The organism is Candidatus Nomurabacteria bacterium, from assembly GCA_023898565.1.
Classification (GTDB): domain Bacteria; phylum Patescibacteriota; class Minisyncoccia; order Phycocordibacterales; family UBA918; genus OLB19.
The window spans coordinates 370,193-390,846 of the sequence record CP060228.1 but is presented as its reverse complement, the minus strand read 5'-3'; the positions used below and the strand labels follow the sequence as shown (position 1 = coordinate 390,846).

Annotated in this window: 18 protein-coding genes; 14 read left to right on the top strand and 4 right to left on the bottom strand. The window is 45.1% G+C overall.

The features are described 5' to 3' along the window. Window positions 1-2: 2 nt before the first annotated feature. A complete protein-coding gene (locus H6780_01920) occupies window positions 3-1,511 on the top strand; it encodes a YifB family Mg chelatase-like AAA ATPase (GenBank protein ID USN89156.1) in 1,509 nt (502 codons plus the stop codon). Window positions 1,512-1,553: 42 nt separating this feature from the next. Here the strand turns inward: H6780_01920 and H6780_01915 are convergent, their stop codons facing one another. The 4 genes from H6780_01915 to H6780_01900 form a co-directional block, all read right to left on the bottom strand. Beyond that, window positions 1,554-2,558, bottom strand: coding sequence for a peptidoglycan DD-metalloendopeptidase family protein (locus H6780_01915; protein USN89155.1), 1,005 nt, complete (start codon window positions 2,556-2,558; stop codon window positions 1,554-1,556). Window positions 2,559-2,983: 425 nt separating this feature from the next. Then, a complete protein-coding gene (locus tag H6780_01910) occupies window positions 2,984-3,838 on the bottom strand; it encodes a ThiF family adenylyltransferase (protein ID USN89154.1) in 855 nt (284 codons plus the stop codon). A gap of 44 nt (window positions 3,839-3,882) precedes the next feature. Continuing rightward, window positions 3,883-4,308, bottom strand: a complete 426-nt coding sequence (locus H6780_01905) for a hypothetical protein (GenBank protein USN89153.1) — start codon at window positions 4,306-4,308, stop codon at window positions 3,883-3,885. A gap of 239 nt (window positions 4,309-4,547) precedes the next feature. Further along, window positions 4,548-4,979 carry a hypothetical protein gene (locus H6780_01900; protein ID USN89152.1) on the bottom strand — a complete coding sequence of 144 codons (432 nt, stop codon included), beginning with the start codon at window positions 4,977-4,979 and terminating at the stop codon, window positions 4,548-4,550. 116 nt (window positions 4,980-5,095) lie between these two features. Here H6780_01900 and H6780_01895 point away from each other — a divergent pair, with 116 nt between their 5' ends. From H6780_01895 to H6780_01835, 13 genes are all read left to right on the top strand, one after another. Further along, a complete protein-coding gene (locus H6780_01895; GenBank protein ID USN89151.1) occupies window positions 5,096-7,054 on the top strand; it encodes a UvrD-helicase domain-containing protein in 1,959 nt (652 codons plus the stop codon). A 66-nt stretch (window positions 7,055-7,120) separates the two neighbouring features. Continuing rightward, window positions 7,121-7,933, top strand: a complete 813-nt coding sequence (gene rsmA, locus H6780_01890) for a ribosomal RNA small subunit methyltransferase A (GenBank protein ID USN89150.1) — start codon at window positions 7,121-7,123, stop codon at window positions 7,931-7,933. 90 nt (window positions 7,934-8,023) lie between these two features. Beyond that, window positions 8,024-8,914, top strand: coding sequence for a hypothetical protein (locus H6780_01885; protein USN89149.1), 891 nt, complete (start codon window positions 8,024-8,026; stop codon window positions 8,912-8,914). Window positions 8,915-8,931: 17 nt separating this feature from the next. Beyond that, complete coding sequence (locus H6780_01880; GenBank protein ID USN89148.1) at window positions 8,932-10,701, top strand: hypothetical protein; 1,770 nt, start codon at window positions 8,932-8,934, stop codon at window positions 10,699-10,701. A gap of 6 nt (window positions 10,702-10,707) precedes the next feature. After that, on the top strand, window positions 10,708-13,068 hold the full coding sequence (locus H6780_01875) for a hypothetical protein (GenBank protein ID USN89147.1): 2,361 nt from the start codon (window positions 10,708-10,710) through the stop codon (window positions 13,066-13,068). Window positions 13,069-13,208: 140 nt separating this feature from the next. Beyond that, window positions 13,209-13,538, top strand: a complete 330-nt coding sequence (locus tag H6780_01870; GenBank protein USN89146.1) for a hypothetical protein — start codon at window positions 13,209-13,211, stop codon at window positions 13,536-13,538. 186 nt (window positions 13,539-13,724) lie between these two features. Beyond that, entirely contained in the window at window positions 13,725-14,138 is a 414-nt protein-coding gene (locus H6780_01865; protein USN89145.1) for a PrgI family protein, read from the top strand. 1 nt (window position 14,139) lies between these two features. After that, a complete protein-coding gene (locus H6780_01860) occupies window positions 14,140-14,778 on the top strand; it encodes a hypothetical protein (GenBank protein USN89144.1) in 639 nt (212 codons plus the stop codon). Window positions 14,779-14,787: 9 nt separating this feature from the next. Continuing rightward, a complete protein-coding gene (locus tag H6780_01855; GenBank protein ID USN89143.1) occupies window positions 14,788-16,584 on the top strand; it encodes a conjugal transfer protein TraC in 1,797 nt (598 codons plus the stop codon). A gap of 15 nt (window positions 16,585-16,599) precedes the next feature. After that, window positions 16,600-17,610 (top strand): hypothetical protein, encoded by a 1,011-nt coding sequence (locus H6780_01850; protein USN89142.1) that lies wholly within the window; start codon window positions 16,600-16,602, stop codon window positions 17,608-17,610. A 133-nt stretch (window positions 17,611-17,743) separates the two neighbouring features. Continuing rightward, window positions 17,744-18,712 carry a hypothetical protein gene (locus H6780_01845; GenBank protein USN89141.1) on the top strand — a complete coding sequence of 323 codons (969 nt, stop codon included), beginning with the start codon at window positions 17,744-17,746 and terminating at the stop codon, window positions 18,710-18,712. A 3-nt stretch (window positions 18,713-18,715) separates the two neighbouring features. Beyond that, on the top strand, window positions 18,716-19,894 hold the full coding sequence (locus tag H6780_01840; protein USN89140.1) for a hypothetical protein: 1,179 nt from the start codon (window positions 18,716-18,718) through the stop codon (window positions 19,892-19,894). 10 nt (window positions 19,895-19,904) lie between these two features. Then, on the top strand, window positions 19,905-20,645 hold the full coding sequence (locus H6780_01835; protein USN89139.1) for a hypothetical protein: 741 nt from the start codon (window positions 19,905-19,907) through the stop codon (window positions 20,643-20,645). Window positions 20,646-20,654 lie beyond the last annotated feature (9 nt).

The following is a 20,654-nucleotide window of genomic DNA, read 5'->3' as shown; positions in this document are numbered from 1 at the left end:
TTATGTCAGTTGCAAAGGTTTTTACCATTCAACCAGAAGTCTTGCGCGGCACTGTCGTTTGCATAGAGGCTGATATATCAAGAGGTCTACACTCATTCTCTGTCGTTGGCTTGGCTGGTAAAGCAATTGATGAAGCTAAAGATCGTGTTGGGAGCGCAATTAAACACACTGGTTTTGCATCGCCAAAAACAAAAAATCAGAAGGTTATTATCTCACTTTCACCAGCAGACCTAAAAAAAGAAGGTCCGCTGTTTGATCTCCCAATTGCAATTGCATATTTACTAGCTGCAGGTGAAATTTCCACCGACACGAAGAAGCGATGTTTCGTGGGCGAATTGGGGCTGGACGGAGCTCTCCGTCCAGTGCGCGGCGTTTTAAACGCTGTTTCAGAAGCAGCTAAGTTTGGTTTTGATGAAATTGTTGTTCCTGCAGAAAACGCAACCGAAGCTGCGCTCATTGAAAAAATTACCGTGTGTGCTGCTTCTAATCTTGAGGAGGTCATTAAACACATTGCGCCATCAGAAAAAGACAGCTTCACTTTGTCTGCACAAGAACCAACAGTAATATCAAGTAGCTGGTTCGAAAGCTCCGTTTCACTTGAAGACATTAAAGGGCAAGAAAGTGCTAAGCGCGCACTTATCATCGCTGCCGCAGGGAAACACAACATCATGTTTGTGGGCCCGCCAGGAACTGGCAAGACCATGCTTGCACGAGCGTTGCGCGCAATATTACCACCTCTCACTCGAGAAGAGGCACTTACTGTCACTGCAATTCACTCATTGACTGGCAATAACTATCAAGTAAGCACTCAACCACCGTTTCGCAGCCCACACCACACCGCCAGCCATACCAGCTTGGTTGGCGGCGGCACACACCCGAAGCCGGGAGAAATCACCCTTGCTCATCACGGCGTTCTCTTTATGGATGAATTTCCAGAATTTGAACGACGCTCACTTGACGCGCTCCGCCAGCCGCTAGAAGACCGGGTAGTAACCATCTCTCGCGTACATGGCACAGCAGAATTTCCTGCCAATTTTCTTTTAGTGGCAGCTCTCAACCCTTATCGCGGTAGTGAAAACGGCACCACGGACCTTGCCCGAGCCATGCAGGAAACATATAAAAACAAAGTATCAGGACCAATTCTTGATCGCATTGACCTCTGGGTGGAAGTGCCGCATGTACCATACGAAACTCTCACAAAGCTTCCCACCACAACAAACGAAACTGCCGTTGCTCGCGCTCAAATAACAAAAGCACGCGAGAAACAAACAAGCAGATTTGCAGAGACTAAAACCAATTCCGAAATGACAGCTAAAGAAGTTGGGTCACACATACACCTAGACACCGCTGTCACAGAAATTTTAAGAACTTCAAGCCAACGACTGAATCTTTCCCCTCGCAGTTACCACCGATTGTTAAAGGTAGCTCGAACCATTGCGGATCTTGAGGGTTCTACAAACATTACCGTTCCACACGTCCTTGAAGCATTGCAATATCGTGTCGCTATATAACACAAGAGCGCGGCCCGAAGGGCCGCGCTCTTGTGTTATAACCTAAAATGGATTTGTTGCTCCACGCACTTCAAAGTGGACGTGTGTACCCGTCGATTTTCCAGTACTGCCCATACCACCAATCACTTCCCCTTGTGACACATACTCCCCAACGCCCACATCGTTACGCATCAAATGAGCGTATAGTGTCTGCGAACCGTTCCCATGACGAATAACAACATATTGTCCGTAACCACCATTCCACCCTGAACTCTTAGAAACGATTACTTCACCAGCAGCTGCAGCCCTGATTGACGAACCGTACGCTCCAGCTAAGTCAACGGCGTTATAGCCGTGGATACCCTGAGTTTTAACTGAACCTGGAGCTGGGTGTGAAAAGTAACCACTTGCAGAAGCCGCTCCCGCTCCAGATACTCGCACTGGTGAAACAGCCGCAGCCACACGAGCCGGCGCAGCGTGCATAGCGCCACCAGGAATAATAATAGTTGACCCAACAGTGAGCTCATCTGCTGATACTAGTTGATTGTACGACAAAATCTCAGCAACATCCCCTTCATACTTTTTAGCAATAGTACTAATCGTATCACCGCTCTTGACCACATGACGAACACCAACAATTGGCAAAATAACAAGAGTATCTCCCGGCTGGATAGCACTTGCCTTAGTTATATCATTGGCCCACATAATGGTATTGGCAGTGACACCAAACATTTCTGCAATTTGAGAAAGCGAGTCACCTTCACGAACAGTGTACACGCGAATTTCGCCCATGCCAGTTTTTTGCTCGGCAATCTCATCTTCACCAACTGGCCCTGTTGAAACCAACACATCATTATCGACAATAATCTCCGCGCCGCCGCGACCACTTAAAGGATTCGGGTTCTGCAATGCAATTAAAAGGGGAGTATCGGCTGCTGATACTCCAGCTGATAGGGCTGAGGAAGAAACTTCCGCTGCCGCCTTATTAAATAACTTACTAAAAAAGCCGGCATGAACCGATACCGGCACAGCTACCGCAAGAGCAAGAACGGTTAGCTCAGTAGCCACACGCACACGTGTAGTAAATGTAGCACTATATGAACACTGCTGAATCTTTCTATGCGTCAGATCTTCAGTTGGCTGTTGGTTGGGTTGAATAGGCTGTTGTTAGGTCTCACCGCTGTTCTGTCGTTACTTCCGTACTTAGAAAAATGAAAGAGAGCACAACGGCTCCCGTTCGCACCAACAACTTGGTACGCCAGCTATTTTACCGGAGCCAACCACGAAGGCAATTGACGAAATACACTTTTTACCGTCACTCAAAATAATCTCAAACGGGCTTTATTCAAAGCCGTAAAAATATTATTGACAGTATTAAAATACGTAGTTTGGTTTTCTGGTATACAAATTCGAGGAAAATGATGATTTGAAGTTACGGTCGAGCGATGTGTTCGAATACTAAAAAGAGCGCGGCCCTTCGGGCCGCGCTCTTTTTAATCACTGGTCAAATATCGAGCAATAGCAATCTTTAGTCTTTGGATTGGATTTCGGTTTCCAAACCACAACCTCTTCACTACATACTTGTCGCGCATCACATCAAATTGATGATAGTAGGGAACTGCTCGGATTACCCCTTTGCGAAGCAAAACCTTGACCGCATATATAGCCACGATGCCCGCACCAATATTAATCGAACCCATCGATGATGGACCACGCTTTTCCTCAAGATTCGTCTTTTTCATGTACGGACGCTGTAAAAGCGCTGGTACTAACCCAACCAAAAATGAGACGAGTTTCTTTTGGTACGACATACCATCATGAATAGCAAAATAGTCATCAAAATTTGGACCGCCCGGCATAAAAATCAAGAATGCTGATCCAAAACCAATTGGTCCGGCCGTAATAACTGGTATGTTTCTTTGTAAAGATTGATTGAAAAATAAACGCCGTGTATCAACAGCAAATGCATCAAGCGCATCGACCGACAAATCAACACCGTCCAGAAAGTGCGCGATATTCGTTTCATTGATTCCATCAGAGAATACTTCGATTTGACACTGAGGGTTAATTTTCAACACCTCTTCCTTCATCACATCCACCTTACTTCGACCAAGTGTATCCATCCTGGCCCCATACTGGCGATTGAAATTCTTCAGCTCATACGTATCAAGGTCAGCAATTTTAAACTTTTGAAATCCTTGTCGAACGAGCGCAATCAAATTTGACCCACCACCGCCACCCATTCCGGGAATGGCGACTACTGCAGAAGCAATTTTTTGTTGCTCTGCTTCAGACACCAACCCGATGTTTCGTAAAAATGCTTCTTGATAATTAAACTTTGTTTCCATGTGTGTATGGTATCACTTCTACACGTATTATTGCCCGCCGTAACCTAATCACTAAGTGAGCGCAGACTTTTCTCAATCATTGGATTTTGATGTACTAATTCACCCCGAGCGTATGCGTTTAACACCAATTCTTTTTTCTCGTTTGATAAATCTCGAGGAGAAACTTCAGTAACCAAAATGGAGCGATAACGTAACCACCACCTTCCGCGCCAGACACGTAGCAGTTTATCGTAACGGTACATGCAATTCCCGATAGGTAAATCTGGATCAGTGGACACCCTGCCAACATTGGGGTCGTACACATAAAACACCTCTTTATCATCATCGTACCCACCAACAGCAAGCCAGTGCAACGTGGTTGTTCGAATCAAAAGGACCGGCGGCCTTCTTCTGACGGCTATCTGATACTTAAGCCAACGCAGCCTTTCCGCATCGCTTAATTTTGACAAGAATATCTGTACGGTATTCATACCTCTTGCCTTAAATAGCTCCATCATGTCTCGGGGTGTAATTGGCCGAAACAAATCAAACCAAATTGGTCCAATTAAGAGTAAATTTGCAGGTGGATGAGTGATGCCAATTGCTTTTGCTACCCAATCTGCAGTGTAAGAACCGCAACGAAAAGATGACCAATGTTCAATCTCCGGCAAAAAAACCGGGTCTATGCACGACCTACCAGGCAACAACGCTTCACGATACGGTTGCGTGCCTACAGTGTATCATCAATCGACAACCGCTTTCGCTTATGCTCTTCATCAGCAAAACAACGTAAGTATATATGATCCGGCAGCGTTTCATTTAAATGACGTACAATCAGAACCTGTGACGCGAAGAGCGCAATCAACAGATTCCCCGCACCCCACAACCAACGCATCACCAACACTTCAACAACATCACGACTAGCCAAAAAACCATTTATATTAATTTGAGTAAATATCATTTGGCACGTCGGACTAACCTCTATGTAGTGTAGCTTGAAGTAGCAAAATGAAGCTGTGTAAATAAGATACGCTCCCGTAAATGCAAAAGCGAGACCAGCTAACTTGATAAGCAAATCAATCACCTTATGGTAGGGACGAACAATATCGTACTTATCCGCATAGAGTGACCGCTTTAAATAGCGAACGTATGAGTGGAACATATTTGTAGGTAACTTACTTTTAGCATCTTCAAGGATTTTTTATAGTTGACATCTGAGCGTACCATTACCTATTTTGATTGATCGTGAAACTGTTCGTTGTGTTATCATGTCCCGACATGACTGCACCACAAGCATACACTGACGGCCTCAACGACCCACAAAAGGAAGCTGTTTTATACACAGAAGGACCCCTAATGATTCTCGCTGGCGCCGGATCGGGAAAGACACGTGTCATTACCCATCGCATTGTCCACCTCATTCACCAAGGAGTAGCTCCTCACAACATTCTCGCGGTCACTTTTACCAATAAAGCTGCCAAAGAAATGAGGGAGCGTGTGGTCGCACTAACACAAAAATACTTCCCCTCTGATCGAGCGGTGATCGATAGCTACCCGGTTGTTACCACGTTTCACTCACTCGGCGTCCGCCTGCTGCGTGAATTCCATGAAACCATGAATCTGCGGCGCCACTTCACCATTTACGATCGCAGCGACAGTCAAAAAGCGATTAAGCAAGCGATTGAACAAGCGGGGTACAACCCGAAAGAATTTGAGCCACGCAAAATGCTATCGATAATTTCCCGCGCTAAAGGCGACGCGAAGACCGTGCTTGAATTTAAGGACGCTGCTAATTCATTCCCTGAACAAGTCGCCGCTGAAGTGTGGGAAAAATATGAAACGATACTCCATAGTGAACAAGCTCTTGATTTCGATGACTTGCTCGCCAAAACCTTGCGCTTGCTACGCAACCATAAAGATATTCGCGAAACACTGCAGCAGCGCTATAAGTATATTCACGTCGATGAATTCCAGGACACAAACCGCGTGCAGTTTTCAATCATGGAGCTACTCGCAAGCGAAGACCAAAATATTTGCGTCGTCGGCGACATCGACCAAAATATTTACTCTTGGCGGGGCGCCGACATCAAAAATGTACTGCAATTTGAACGCCATTCCCCACGAGTTAAAACGATTCTTCTTGAAGAAAATTATCGTTCAACCAAAACTATTATTGCCGCCTCAAATGAGGTAATCAAAAAAAATAAACAGCGCGTTGAAAAGAATGTCTTCACCAATAACCACGATGGCGAGAAAATCACCCTCTATGCCGGAATGACCGGACCGGACGAGGCTGAATATATCGCTTTAACCGCCAAAAGCCTGATTGCTGATGGCGCAGATCCGGCTGCAATAGCTGTTCTCTACCGCACTAATTTCCAATCTCGCTCACTTGAAGAAGCTTTTATCAATATGGATGTGCCATACCAACTCCTTGGTACTAAGTTCTTTGAGCGAAAGGAAGTTAAGGATGTTTTGTCGTATCTCCGACTAGCACTAAACCCCGGCAGTAATGCTGATCTGACTCGCATTATCAACGAACCTGCTCGCGGCATTGGTAAAGTGACAATGCTGAAGGTAGTGGAAGGAAAACGCAGTGAGCTCAACGCTGGAGCCGCTGCCAAAGTAAAAGTGTTTGACGATATCATGATGGACATAGCAAAGGCAGCGGTTGAAAAGCCACTGTCTGACACTATTAAATTCATTATGTCGCGGAGCCAAATAGAAGGATCCCTTCGCGAAGAAGGAACAGAGGAAGCAATGGAGCGACTTGAAAACCTCCGCGAACTTGTCACTTTGGCAAGCCGCTTTAATCACCTCGAACCAAGTGAAGCGGTTGAACAACTCCTTGAGAACGCCGCGCTCCAAAGTGACCAAGATGAGCTAAAAGAAAAAGAAGAGCAAAACGCAGTTCGTCTCATGACCATTCATGCCGCGAAAGGATTAGAATTCGCCTACGTGTTTATCACCGGCCTTGAACAGGGACTATTCCCGCACGAACGACTCGATGACGGACGGATTGATAATGAAGAAGAGCGCCGACTCTTCTATGTAGCACTCACACGTGCTGAAAAGAAGGTCTTTCTCACCTACGCTCATATGCGCACCATCTTTGGTAGCCAACGCGTAAACGTGCCGTCGGAATTCCTCAATGATATCAGTACTGAATATGTTGAACACGCCGAGCCAGAAAGTGGTCATAGTTCTGGTTACGAAACTACTGTCTATCTAGATTAGGAAAAATCACGGGCAACCATGGTTTTTCTTGTTTATTTACACTAAATACCGTAGGCTTGAATCACTATGGCTGAAAAATTCGAGCACAAAAAGTCCTTAGGACAAAATTTTCTAAACAGTGACTATGTACCACGGCAAATGTGTGCTGCAGCGGGGGACATTGCTGGAGAAACAGTGCTTGAAATTGGTCCAGGGACAGGCGCTCTGACGAGAGAGATTTTGGCGCGAGGAGCAAGAGTAATCGCGGTGGAGGCTGACGAGCGAGCAATTATGTCTCTTCGAGAAACTTTTGCTGACGCAATTGCTCGCGGTCAGCTAACTCTCCACCATCATGACGCTCGAATTATTAAGCCTGCTCAATTTGGCCTTGCCAATCATAGCTATATCGTCATATCTAACATCCCATACTATCTTACTGGGAATCTCTTTAGACAACTCCTCGACACTACCAACCAGCCTAAAACGCTCGTATTTTTAATTCAAAAAGAGGTAGCAGAACGCATCGCTCGCGATAAAAAAGAATCCCTGCTTTCGCTTTCAGTCAAAGTGTTTGGCGATCCTTCATATATATGTACGGTGAAACGAAGCCACTTTTCTCCTCCACCAAAAGTTGACTCCGCTATTGTTGCTGTCAAAAACATTCATAAGAACCGTGTCGGAGAAATTTCCCACGCCGATTTTTTTAAGGTTATCCATCTGGGTTTTGCGCAAAAAAGAAAACAACTCCTTGGCAATCTCTCCAAATCGTTTCCAAGAACAACAGCTGAAGTCGCCTTAACAAAAACCAGACTCACTCTTGATGTGCGCGCTGAAGATGTCCCGCTTGCCAAGTGGATTGAACTTACGCAAGCTCTACATGCTCTAAACACCACTAATTAGCCACATATCCCCAGAGTTATTCACAGACTTACACACTTGTGAGTATATTTTGCAGATATTAGGAATTTGTACTGCTATACTTATTACTGTATGCAGGGGCAAATTAACCCAAAAATCGTTGGCGCGACCATCATTGGTTTTGCGTTAATTGGTGGTGCCTACACACTAAGCAGCCTCAATAATCCTCGGACCGTCTCACAGCCAGCTGCTATTGGAGCGGTTGCACCGGAACGTGTAGCAATTGCAGTCAATGACGAAGATCAAAACGGAATCGAAGACTGGCGGGACGACTTCGTGACAACAGAACCGATCGTTTTGAATAACTCAGCTAGCAGCACCTACGAGCAACCAACCACGCTCACTGGCCAAATGAGTATTCATTTCCTTGAAGACGTTATTCGTTCAAAGAACTATGGACCATTTGGTAAGTCAGAAGAAGAAGTAGTGCAATATACGGTCAATAGCCTAGCTGAACAAACAAATATTGAACTATATGACACTCCCGATATTGATATTATGAACGACTGGGATCAACAAGACGTGCGAAACTACGCCAATACGCTTGCGGCTATTTTAATAGAAAACAGCACTCCAGGAACAGAGAATGAGCTTACACTTATGAATGATGTCGTCGTGAATGGAAACAGGGAAAAAATTGCTGAGTTAGAAGCCATTGCTGTTGCCTACGAAGGATACATTACGGACACTCTCAAGGTTCCTGTTCCAAGTTTTTTAGTTAAGGAGCACCTTGACTTCCTAAACACGCTTACTGCTATTCACGCAGATATTGCAGCCATGTCAATCGCCCTGGACGATCCTGTTGTTGCGCTTTTAAGGCTGAAGCGGTACCAGGAGGATGTTCGAGGCTTGGGATTGGCTATGCAAAATATGTATGCCTCCCTTGAGCCCTACGCGCCCCTGATAAAAAAAGATGATCCTGCCGCACTATTTGTTGTTTTTAGTCCTGATTTTCAAAGTTAATTAATTACAAAATACCTATGGAAACCTTTTTTACATACCTAAAGAAAGTCCTTGTTACATCAATTTTTATGATTTTTGCCGTAGCTGCGACTTATACTCCACAGGACTGGAACAAGGTTCAATACGCACACGCGGGGGGAGCTGTTGATAGGGCAACAGAGCACACCCAAGTGTTCAACAATATTGAACTTATTTTTATTAATGCCTTGAACACGCTGATTGAAGGATGGTCATACGTCACGTCGTGGGCAACAGAAAATCTTTGGATTAAGGAAAGCGTGCTTGATAGCATCGCTTGGACCCTTGCTAAAGCGGTGATTTCTTCAATGGTAGATAGTCTGGTGAATTGGATAAACTCCGGCTTCAAAGGCAGTCCAATGTTTGTACAAGATTTGTCTAGATTCCTAACTGACGTTGCAGACAGGGTGATGGGGGAATATATTCAAAACCTTGGTGGCCTTGGCTCTTTCCTTTGTGACCCGTTCAAGCTCGATATCCAAATCGCCCTAGCGCTTCAATATCAACGCTCCCGCGTCGACCAACCAGCCCCAACCTGTACCCTCTCAGGGATTATCGATAATATCAGCGGCTTCCTCGACGGAGCACAGGGTAGTTTCGGAGAAGGTGGCTGGAATGACTGGTTTGACATCACCGCCCAGCCAGAGACCTACACTCCCTATGGTGCTACGTTAGCGGCCCAGACTGGTGCTCACGTGCGCATTCTAAATGCTAAGGGAGAAGAAGCATTTAAGCTCGAGTGGGGAGATGGGTTCCTTTCTGGTGAAATCTGCCAAATAGTAAGCGGTGCCAATGGTGACACTGAAGAATGTGCCATCACTAAGCCCGGGAAAATTATTGAAGAGGCACTTTCTTTCAACCTCGACTCTGGCCGTCAATCACTCGTTACCGCTGATGAAATGAACGAGATTATCTCTGCTCTACTTGGTCAGCTCGCACAAACTGTGTTTACTGGAGCCGCTGGCCTGCTCGGCCTCTCTGGCGGAACCGGCTTCACCTATTCCGGCTTCAGCGGCGGCTCATACTTGGCACAAATGCAGTCTGAAAGTTCAGTTGTTTCCGCTAATTCTGGCCTCAAAATACTTGAAGATGCGCGTGATCTCGAAATCGCCTATCGAGATTTAGCCATCGCAAAAAAGATTGAACTTCAAGCAATCGCAGCCAGCACGACCGCCTCAGCCTCTGTTGTAGCCGCTGCCAACGCAGCTATCATTGAAACCGATACCGTTATTGCTGACACCACAGGCAATTTGTTGAACCTAAACAGTCAAATATCTGATTATTCAGCAGCAACAAACGCTACTGACCAAGCTAAGGTTATGGAAGACTATTCTGCCTTACCACTTCATACACAATCAGACATAAACGCTTCAAAGAGCTCTTGGAACGCGGTGATCACTACGGCTAATCAGGCAGCTGCTTCAAGCGTAGATTCTACTTTGGTACAAATGAAAGCTGATTTACAAACTCAAAAAGACTACAAGAACCTCGCTTCGCTCTACAAACCACAACTTGAGACCTACGCCAGTGCATCAACCACACCAGCAGCTTCATCAAGCATCGCAACTGCCGCTGCCGGCGATGCACAAAATATTATCGACACAACCAACACTCTGATTACAAAGCTGACTGATATTATCACCAACTACGAAGCAGCTAGCTCAGAATCTCTCAAAATAATCTACATTGCTGATTATCAGAAGTTAGACTTGTACACACAAGCTGATATTACAAATTCAAAAACTGAGTGGGACGCAATCCTACCATAACGCACTATGTCTAGCCGAACCCACCACATCACCATAATCACCATCCTCGTCACGCTGCTGATGCTTGTTCCACTGTTGTCCTTTGCACAGGGAAGTGAAGCTCCTTGGTTCCAGCAGGCTTTGTGGAGTCTAGTGGTTGGATTCTTCGGCCGTTTAGTTGGTCTGGCAGGGCTTGCGCTTGACTGGGGTGTCAACGAGTACGTCGTTGGCTTTGGAACCAACTTTCTCACCAGCGGTATTGGTGGCGCCGTAGATATTCTCTGGGTAGCAGTACGTGATATTTTTAACATCACTTTCATTTTTGGCCTGGTCTTTATTGGTCTGAAGATGATTTTAAATAGCGATGATCCTGGTACTCGACGCTGGCTCGTAAGCCTTATCATGGCCGCTCTCCTCGTAAACTTCAGTCTCTACATCACCAAAACAGTTGTCGACTTTTCAAACATCATGGCCACCCAAATTGCTAAGGGCTTCCCAAAGGATGCTAGCACTGGCGACCTCACTGTTAGCCTTGGTTTTATGGACACCTTCGGCATTCAAAATATTCTGAGCACTGGTGATAGCGCCATGCCAAAAACTGAAACTGACGGAGCCGGTTATGCGTACATTTTTGGCGCAATGATTCTGTTTATTGTGACAGCCTTCGTATTTGCAGCTGGCGCCATTATGCTTTTTATACGCTACGCAGCACTCTGTTTGTACATGGTGCTGTCACCACTAATGTTCTTAAGCTGGGTGTTCCCACAAATGTCTAGTATCACCAGCAAGTACTGGCATGGGTTTTTGGGTAGATCATTTTTTGCACCAATCTACCTGCTTTTAGTCTATTTCTCTATCTACCTGCTTAATGCCTGGGCAAAAGTTATGAGTGTTAATGGACAGAAGCCAAACTATCCAGAAACTTTTTCTGGAATGGGAAGCGCAACTTTAACTAATTTTGGCTCAACACTACCACCATTCATGTTAGCTTGTATCTTTATGATTGCTGCTGTAGTAGTAGCTAATAAAATGGGAGCAGACGGCGCTTCAACAATGATTGGTTTTGGTAAAAATTTGCAGGGCCGGGCACAGCGCAGCCTGCAGCGTGCAGCCATCAGAACCACCAAATCTGCTGCTGCTAACACTGCCGGACGGGGGGCGCGACGACTTTCATACGCCACTGGAGCCGCTCTTGATCGACAAATCTCCCGCATGCAAAATGCCAACAAAAACACAGTAGCTGGAAAATTGGCTCGAAAAGTTGGAAATAGCGTAGTGGTTGATGATCTACGCCGAGAGGGTAGCACCAAGCTCAAGAACGCCAAGTTTGGCATGAAATATACTCGCGACGAGGAACAAAATCGCAAAGACACTATCAACGCACAAGTTGGTGCCAATGATGTTGTGGCTGAAGGAATTGACGCACGACGCAACCTCTACCTACACGAAAATCGCGCACGCCTCGTTCAAGAAGGTCAAGCAGCTGAAGCTAAGCTAGCTGGGGGTGATGTAGAAATGGGCGGTGAACACATTGATATGGAAGAGCGCCTCAAACTACAAGAACAGGTGGCCGAAATGCGGGCAGCACAGGAAGTTCCTGAGCTTTCAGCTGATGAAATGAAAGAAATGAACAAAACCGTGGCTGCTATGCAGAGCAAGATCGGCAGTCTTACTTCTGAACAGCTTGAACGTATGTTCACCCAGCGCACCGACGACTTCACTGAGATTGTTGGTCAACTTAAGGGTGGACAGTATGAGTCTTTGGCAAACAGCAAGAACTTCAATCAGGAACAAAAAGATCACCTCGCTACTATTCGCACAAATGCACTAAAAGCAGCCGTTGAAAAGAATGGGGAAGTGTCATTTAAAGCTCTCGAAAACCTCACCACTAAGCAGATTGAAAACCTCGGTGATGACTTTGTTCGCGAAAACGCCCACCGCTTCACCCAAAAGCAAATGGATGACCTGATGAAGAGCGATAATTTCACCGACGGACAGAAGGGCGATTACCAGGGAGCCCGGAAAAAGCAGATGATTGAAGCATTTAAAGGCGCTGAACTTGAAACCTTCTTTGCCGATCGTAAGCCAGCTGAGATTGCTGCTGTGCCGTTTGAAGCCTACATAAACAACCCAGAAGCCATCAACAAGCTTGAGTCAAAACATATGGATGAGCTCTATAAGAAGCTTGACCCAGCACAGCGCGATCAGCTCCGAGACGCAATCTTAAGCGGCCAGAATAGTAGCGCAAAGCAGTACATCACCACCAACTTTAACGCTGCCCGCAACTGGAACACCGTCGGGAATAACACCGGCAACAATCAATCTCAGGGGTCACAAAATAGCGGCAACCCAATCGTAGACCAAAACGGAAACCCGATCACTAGGTAAAAACCAGCATGCCAATAATCACTAACGAACAACGAGACGCTGCCTATGAAGCAGCGTCCGAGTCAACCAAACAACTCTGCAGTTCACCTGAAAGTAGCCAGCGCTTAGAGACTATTGCCAAAAAGTACCAGCTCGGAGATATGAAAACTGCACATTTGGTGTTAATCACCGGCGACACGGTGCTTGGCCTACGTCGCCGCTCTGAATTACCACAATCACTCCAGGCAGAAGTTGGTGTTACTGCTCAAGTAGCCCTACAAATAACCGGAGACTTGATTGATTTCATGGATGGGAAAATGCTTGCCGAAGCAAAAGACCAAGTACCGCCAGAGCCCAGCAATCTAGCAGCAAAGCCAAATCCCCAAGTCCGCACCATGGCGGGTGATATAGCCAAGCTTCAAGGCAACGAAGAGACCGTTTACTCATCGACTCAAGAAGCAATCCTAAAAGAAGGGCGAACGGGGCGCTAATCTCTTCAGCCCACGCTTCATAAGTGCGAGCGTCCGCAGGGAATGAGTGCCTGAATCAATCAGCAAACATCGGACGTGTGAACAATTATGAAGTGTGGGCTGAAGGAACAGATGGTGCTCCTTCATGGGGATAGTAAGCACACCAACATAACACCAACGCACCACCACCATGTATAATGGTGGTGTATGCGTTTTGAGGTGCCACAGTTTATTGAAATAGAAGACAAGATATTCGGCCCACTTACTTGGCGACAATTCTTATACCTCGGTGGCGGACTTGGTATGGCAGTAGTTTTGTTTATTACCACCAACTTAGTAGTGTTTACACTACTCGGTATTCCAATCGCGCTGTTGTCTGGAGCACTTTCTTTCTATCCTGTTAACAATCGCCCTTTCTCATTTTTCTTGGAAGCACTCTTCAACTACATCACCAAACAAAAACTATACCTCTGGCGACGCAATGAAGATGTAGTACATAAAAATTCAGCACCAGCAGCACAAACAACCGGCGATGGACCAGCCGGTGCAGGAAAGAAGAAAAACATCGCTTCTTTGGCGAGACGACTAGAATTACAAGCAATCCAAAAGACCGAACAATAATATGGCAAATCCAAAAGCAGCAACTCAAGATTTTGTTTCGATTCGCGACATTAACGATAATGTGGTGATGCAAAAGAATGGCCAGATGCATATGGTGCTTTTGGCGTCGTCAGTCAATTTCGCCCTTAAATCACTCGATGAGCAAAAGGTAATTTTGTTGCAATTTCAACAATTTCTCAACACCCTCGATTTTACCCTACAAATTTATGTACAATCTCGCCGTCTCAATATTGAGCCGTATTTAGACCTTCTCTCTGGAATGGAGGCAGGGCAGGACAATGACCTTATGCGCGTGCAGCTTCGCGAGTATATGGAGTTTATCCGCACGTTCACACAGGATGTTGATGTAATGAGCAAAAGCTTCTTTGTGGTTGTGCCGTATACTCCAACCAAGTTAAGTATTACCAAAGGACTCACCAGCCTCTTCACTCCTGGACAAAATCGATCGTCTCTCCCGAGCGATACACAATTTGAAGAACATCGCATCCAACTTGAACAGCGTGTTGGCATGGTAACAGAAGGACTCGCTCGTGTCGGCGTCCGCACTATCACCCTACAAAAAGACGACCTCGTTGAACTCTATTACCACCTCTACAACCCAGGCGATCCGACTGGATCAGCACCGGTTATTGATAATTAAGCTACACATATGGGCCTTTTAGATTCACTACAACCAAAATCAACCGGAAACAATGAGGAGAAAGTGAGCGATCAGCTACTCACTCTAACCGACATCATCGCACCGTCAGCAATCAGCATCACTCCCCGCAGCATTAACATCAGCGGCATTAATGCTCGTGTGTATTATGCTGTTTCATACCCGCGTTTTCTAAATGATGGCTGGATTGAACCAGTCCTAAACCTAGCCAAAGAATTAGATGTATCAATCTTCGTACACCCCATCGACACAGCTGAAACGCTCAAAAAATTCCAAAAGAAAGTAGCCGAAGTACAGAGCCAAATCAATATCAAAGCTGAAAAAGGGGAAGTACGCGACCCGCAACTTGAAGCAGCGTATCGCAACCTAGAAGATCTGCGCGATAAACTACAACAAGCGGAAGAGCGGCTTTTTAACGTTGGTTTCTATCTTTCTATTTACGGCGAAAACGAAAGCGAAATCAATAAAGTAGAAAATGAAATTCGCGGCATCCTTGACTCACGTCTCGTAGCAGTAAAACCAGCTCTATTCCAACAAGAGCAAGGACTCAAGAGTATTTTGCCGCTCGCCAATGATGAACTGTTGGTGCATAGCAAATTCAACTCAGAACCACTTTCAAGTTTTTTCCCATTTACTTCATTCGACCTAACCGCGGACACTGGCATTTTGTACGGCATTAACCGCCACAACTCTTCGCTCGTACTTTTCGACCGCTACAGTCTTACCAACTATAACTCAGTGACTTTCGCCACCTCTGGAGCAGGGAAGTCATACGGCCTTAAACTCGAAATCCTTCGTTCGCTTATGTTTGGGACCGAGGTTATTGTGCTCGACCCAGAAAGAGAATATGAATATTTAGCTGACGCGACTGGCGGTCGTTTCTTTAATATTTCACTCTCTTCAAACCACCATGTAAATCCATTTGACCTACCACCGCCAAGTGAGGACGAGGATCCGCACGATGTGCTGCGTACTCATGTGATTGAACTAGTAGGCCTTTTCCGTCTTATGCTCGGCGGCCTCACTCCAGAAGAAGAAACGTTAATCGATCTTGCCATTCAAGAAACATACGCCCTCAAAGACATCACCGGTGATGCTGACTTTGGAGACATGGAACCACCGCTTTTGACTGACTTCGAAATGGTATTAGCTGGTATGGACGGCAGCTCTTCACTTATCACCCGACTGCAAAAGTATACTTCGGGTACTTGGGCCGGCTTCATGAATAAGCCAACCAACGTCGACATCAACCAAAAGTTTGTAGTGTTTTCTCTCCGTGACATGGAAGATGAGCTAAAAACCATCGCGATGTATATCATTACCAACTTCATTTGGAGCTCAATCAGACGGCGCGTTGCAAGACGTCTCATGGTAATCGATGAGGCATGGTGGATGATGAAATCCGAAGACACCGCTTCATTCCTCTTCTCTCTTGCGAAACGTGGTCGAAAATACTATCTCGGTATCGCCACCATAACCCAGGATGTGGACGACTTCCTTCGCTCACCATATGGAGTGCCGATGATCACCAACTCTTCAATCCAGTTCTTAATGAAGCAGTCACCAACCGCGATTGATAATATTCAAAAAACATTCAATCTCACTGACGAGGAAAAGTTCTTGCTTTTAGAATCAAACGTAGGGGAGGGTATCTTCTTTGCAGGCTTAAAACACGTAGCATTAAAAGTGATAGCGTCGTACACTGAAGATCAAATCATCACCTCAGATCCATCGCAACTCCTCCAAATTAAGCGTGCTCGAGAAGAACTGCAAGCTTCACGAATGTAGTATACTGCTACTAATATGGCAGCTGGCGAAAACGCAATTAGAAATGTAGAAAAAACCTCTACTAGCGGAGCTGTTAATGATGCAAAGTTCGGTACCAAAATTGGCCTAGCAAGGCAATCATCAACAATTCGAAATGTTAGCACTCAAAACAAAAACACTGTTCCGTCGCCTGGCAGCGTAAGACGTACTTCAGCTGACCGTAGCGATCTTCTGCAAAGGAATATCACGAAGAACGTTCGTACCTCTGCAATGCCTGGTGCACCAAGAAACCAGCGGGGAAGCGACCGGAAAACAGTTGATGAGGCCTTCATCGCTGAGTACGCCACTAAAGGCATGCAGCCAACTCAGCTTGGAGAGACACAAAACGCCACACCAACACCAGAGCTCTCACCTGAAGAAGAACGACCCTTCATTGAAGAAGAGGAATTTGCACAGCCACGCAGAAAGAGTAGTTTAAAAAAACTACAACAAATGCGGCACGTCGGAAAACCAAGTACTCTTCGTCGTAGCGCAAAACAACTCAAAGCCACAACAGTAACATACAGTATCTGGTCATGGTCGATTCCGGCCTACATCTTTATACAACTTCCGCTTGGTATTTTACTTGCCGTCTTTTTTGGAGTTGGTATTGCTGTTGATAGTATCTTTGGCAGCGGTAGCGTAGAATCAGAAAAAGCGGGAGGGTTTGGTGTGACATTACTCAACATGGCAAAAAAAGTGTTTAGTAGCATTTTTGAAGTAATAAACTACATTAGTGAAACATTTTTTGGATTTGATCTAGGAAATCTACACCCAGGAGGTATGTTTTTTGCAGTATACGGACTTTTTCTAGGACTCTTCCTCCTGCAACTTTTGATTATATACTTCATTTATAAATTCACTTTCATAAATCCGATTTTTGGGCGAAATTCGGGACAGAAACCAATCATGCTGCTTTTAGCATTCATCGGCCTGTCAATACCAATCTTCAACCTACTCCCGTGGGCAATTTTCTGGACATTAGCGGTCTGGAAGAATCCAAAATAGTATTCCACACCATTTCCACAGTCTATCCTCAAAAAATAGGCTGTTTATACAGAATATATACCCGATTACTTTCCCCACATAATATGGTTATTAAACACGCAAAACCATATTCACGTCTGTTATTATTACTAATATGCGGACAATCGTCACCACTTTTATATTTATTTTAAGCCTTGCTGCCATTCCAGCTTCAGCGCAGTTTAGTAGCAACAACACCTTCACTCAACCAGAATTTGGTATTGAAATACAACCAAAATATCCAGCACCAGGAGAAGAGGTGACACTATCAATTAATGATTACCGAGGAAGTAGCTACGGCGCAAACATCACCTGGGTATTAGACGGCAGAGTTATTCCTGAGGCAGAAAATAAACGCGAGGCGAAAGTAACGACTGGCGCTCTCGGCACAACACAATCAGTTGAAGTAATTTTAACCCGCTCTGGCGGTGGCCGAGAGTCATTACAGACAGTTATTCGGCCAATCTACCTCGATATTATCATCGAGCCACAAACACACGTTCCAGAAAACTATCTTGGACGAGCACTACCGAGCATTGGCAGCACCGTCAATGCTACTGCACTCATTAGTGGCGCTGGTTTTCGCAACCCAGACCTTATCTACACATGGCGATTTGGCCAACAAGTTATAGAAGGGGGGTCACTCCGTGGCCGCAATCAAGTTTCATTTACCACCACAAACAACAGCAACGAAACACTCAGTGTCCAAGTTGCTACGCTTGACGGCAGTGTCATTGCCAGCCGATCAATTTCAATCCCCTCAGTTGCTCCAGAGATTCATTTCTATGAGGTAAGTGCTCTCTTTGGTATGAGTAAAAAAACCCTTTCTGAAGGCATCTCACTCATCGGTAATAGCCTGGTCGTTGCAGCTGAGCCATACTACCTTGACTCAAGGGTTTATAACAATCCTGCCATTACTGAGTGGACGCTCGGGAATACCATAGCTGAAACTGGAGGAGGAAACCCTTACGAAGTTACATTAGAGCGCACTGGATCTGGTGGCGTGCTCAACCTCAGCTTCCATGTACGAGATACAACCCAAGTGTTACAAGGCGCGATAGGTGCAACCCAAGTTAATTTCTAGTCTATGAAACGGCCACTTTTCATCATTATTGGAGCAATCATTGTACTTATTTTACTAGGAGTTTGGGTGTACATTATTCTCTTTAGCAACCCAAACAGCACTGATGATACCTACACTACTATTGACTTAGGAGATACCACCAGTAACTCATACGAACCAATACAAAATGACGAACAACCTGTCGTTGATATCGAAGGTCCTGAACGACTTCGTCAACTAACCACCACACCAGTAGTGGGATATCAGGAAGTTAAAAAAAATGCGAGCTCATCGCCGTCGGTATACTACGTAGCAGCCGGAACCGGATACATATTTGCTCTAAATCTTGAAACAGGGGAGGAAAAGCGCATCTCAGCTACCACTATTCCTTCAAGTTTCAAAGCTGCGATTACGCCTAACGGATTATACGTACTTGTCCAGTCTGGTAGTGGAATTGGTGCAGATTTTGTAATTGGAACCCTAAGCAGCTCAACCGATCAACTTGAGACTAAAGCTATTACTGAACCAATTATAGACTTCAGTGTTACCACCAATAACACATTTTTGTACGCAGTTAAAACAAACGCTACTGTAATCGCAAAAGAATATGACCCTGTAAGCGATACAGCCAAGACACTCTTTACTGTTCCATTTAGAGAAGCTGTTATTGATTGGGGATCAACTGCGGACGAAACTCATTATGTGTACCCAAAGGCAACCAATCAATTTGAGGGGTATGTGTACGCCAGCAAAAATGGTGTACTACATCGCTTACCAGCTGCTGGCTACGGAATTTCAGCTACAGGAAACAGTGTTGGTGTGTTGTACAGCAAGCAAGAAAAAGGCAGCTACAATACATACTTGTATAATGAAGAGACTGGAGAGACAAACAATATTTTCCTCAGTACTATCCCTGAAAAATGTTCGCCGCTGTACACCACTACAGCATTGATTTGTGGTAGTAGCAGTGATGTAAACTCAAATCAGATGCCTGATCTTTGGTACAAAGGTGAAGCAACCTTCAGTGATAATCTCTGGAGCTTTGATTTAGAGAATGCTGTATTTACGCAATTGGTTGACATTAGTTCAGAAACTGGACGAAATATTGAAGTCTCGGAGATAGTGCCAAATCTAGACGACACTCATATTTACTTTACCAACACAGCGACAGGTAACTTATGGATGTTTAGTAACGAGCAATAGTCAATTACATATGAAAAAAGTATTCACTCTCACTGCCACTGCACTACTTAGCTTACCGCTCACCATTTTTGCTGCTGAACCGACAGTATACCGCCCACTTGTTGGTATTCCTGGTGTTGATGCAAACAATGATTTTGACAGCTACATTAATGCGCTCTATGTATTTTCAATCACCATTGCCGCTCTACTAGCTGTAATTAAGATTATCATCGCTGGAGTGAAGTGGATGATGACTGATGTAGTAACCTCAAAAGGGGAAGCAAAGAAGGATATTCAAGGGGCACTAATTGGACTCTTGCTGGTTCTTGCAGCAGTCTTGATTCTAACCGTAGTAAACCCTGACACAGCCAATGTTAATCTAACTTTTGACCACCTAAAAAACAAAACATACTCTGGATCAGCAGCCACTCCAACAACCCTTGATACCAGCAAAATAACCACCACCACACCGACCTCAGGAGTCACTGCAAAAACCATGCCTGCATCAGCTGGAAATGAGCAACAAATACTATTCAGCAACTCTTGCCCAGCAAAAATTTCATCACTCTCGCCACAACAAAAATTATACTCTGGACCAAATGGATCAGTATGTCTTAGCTGGCCTGCTGGAAAAAATATCAAAGATGACTATGGAACAATGGAACTTAGTGCTGCAAAATCACACTGCACCAGCAGTTTAAGCACACTTAATGGAGTCTTTTTTACGGACGCAACCACTGGTCGTAATTTCTGCTATTACGATGCAATTTAGATTTTAAAA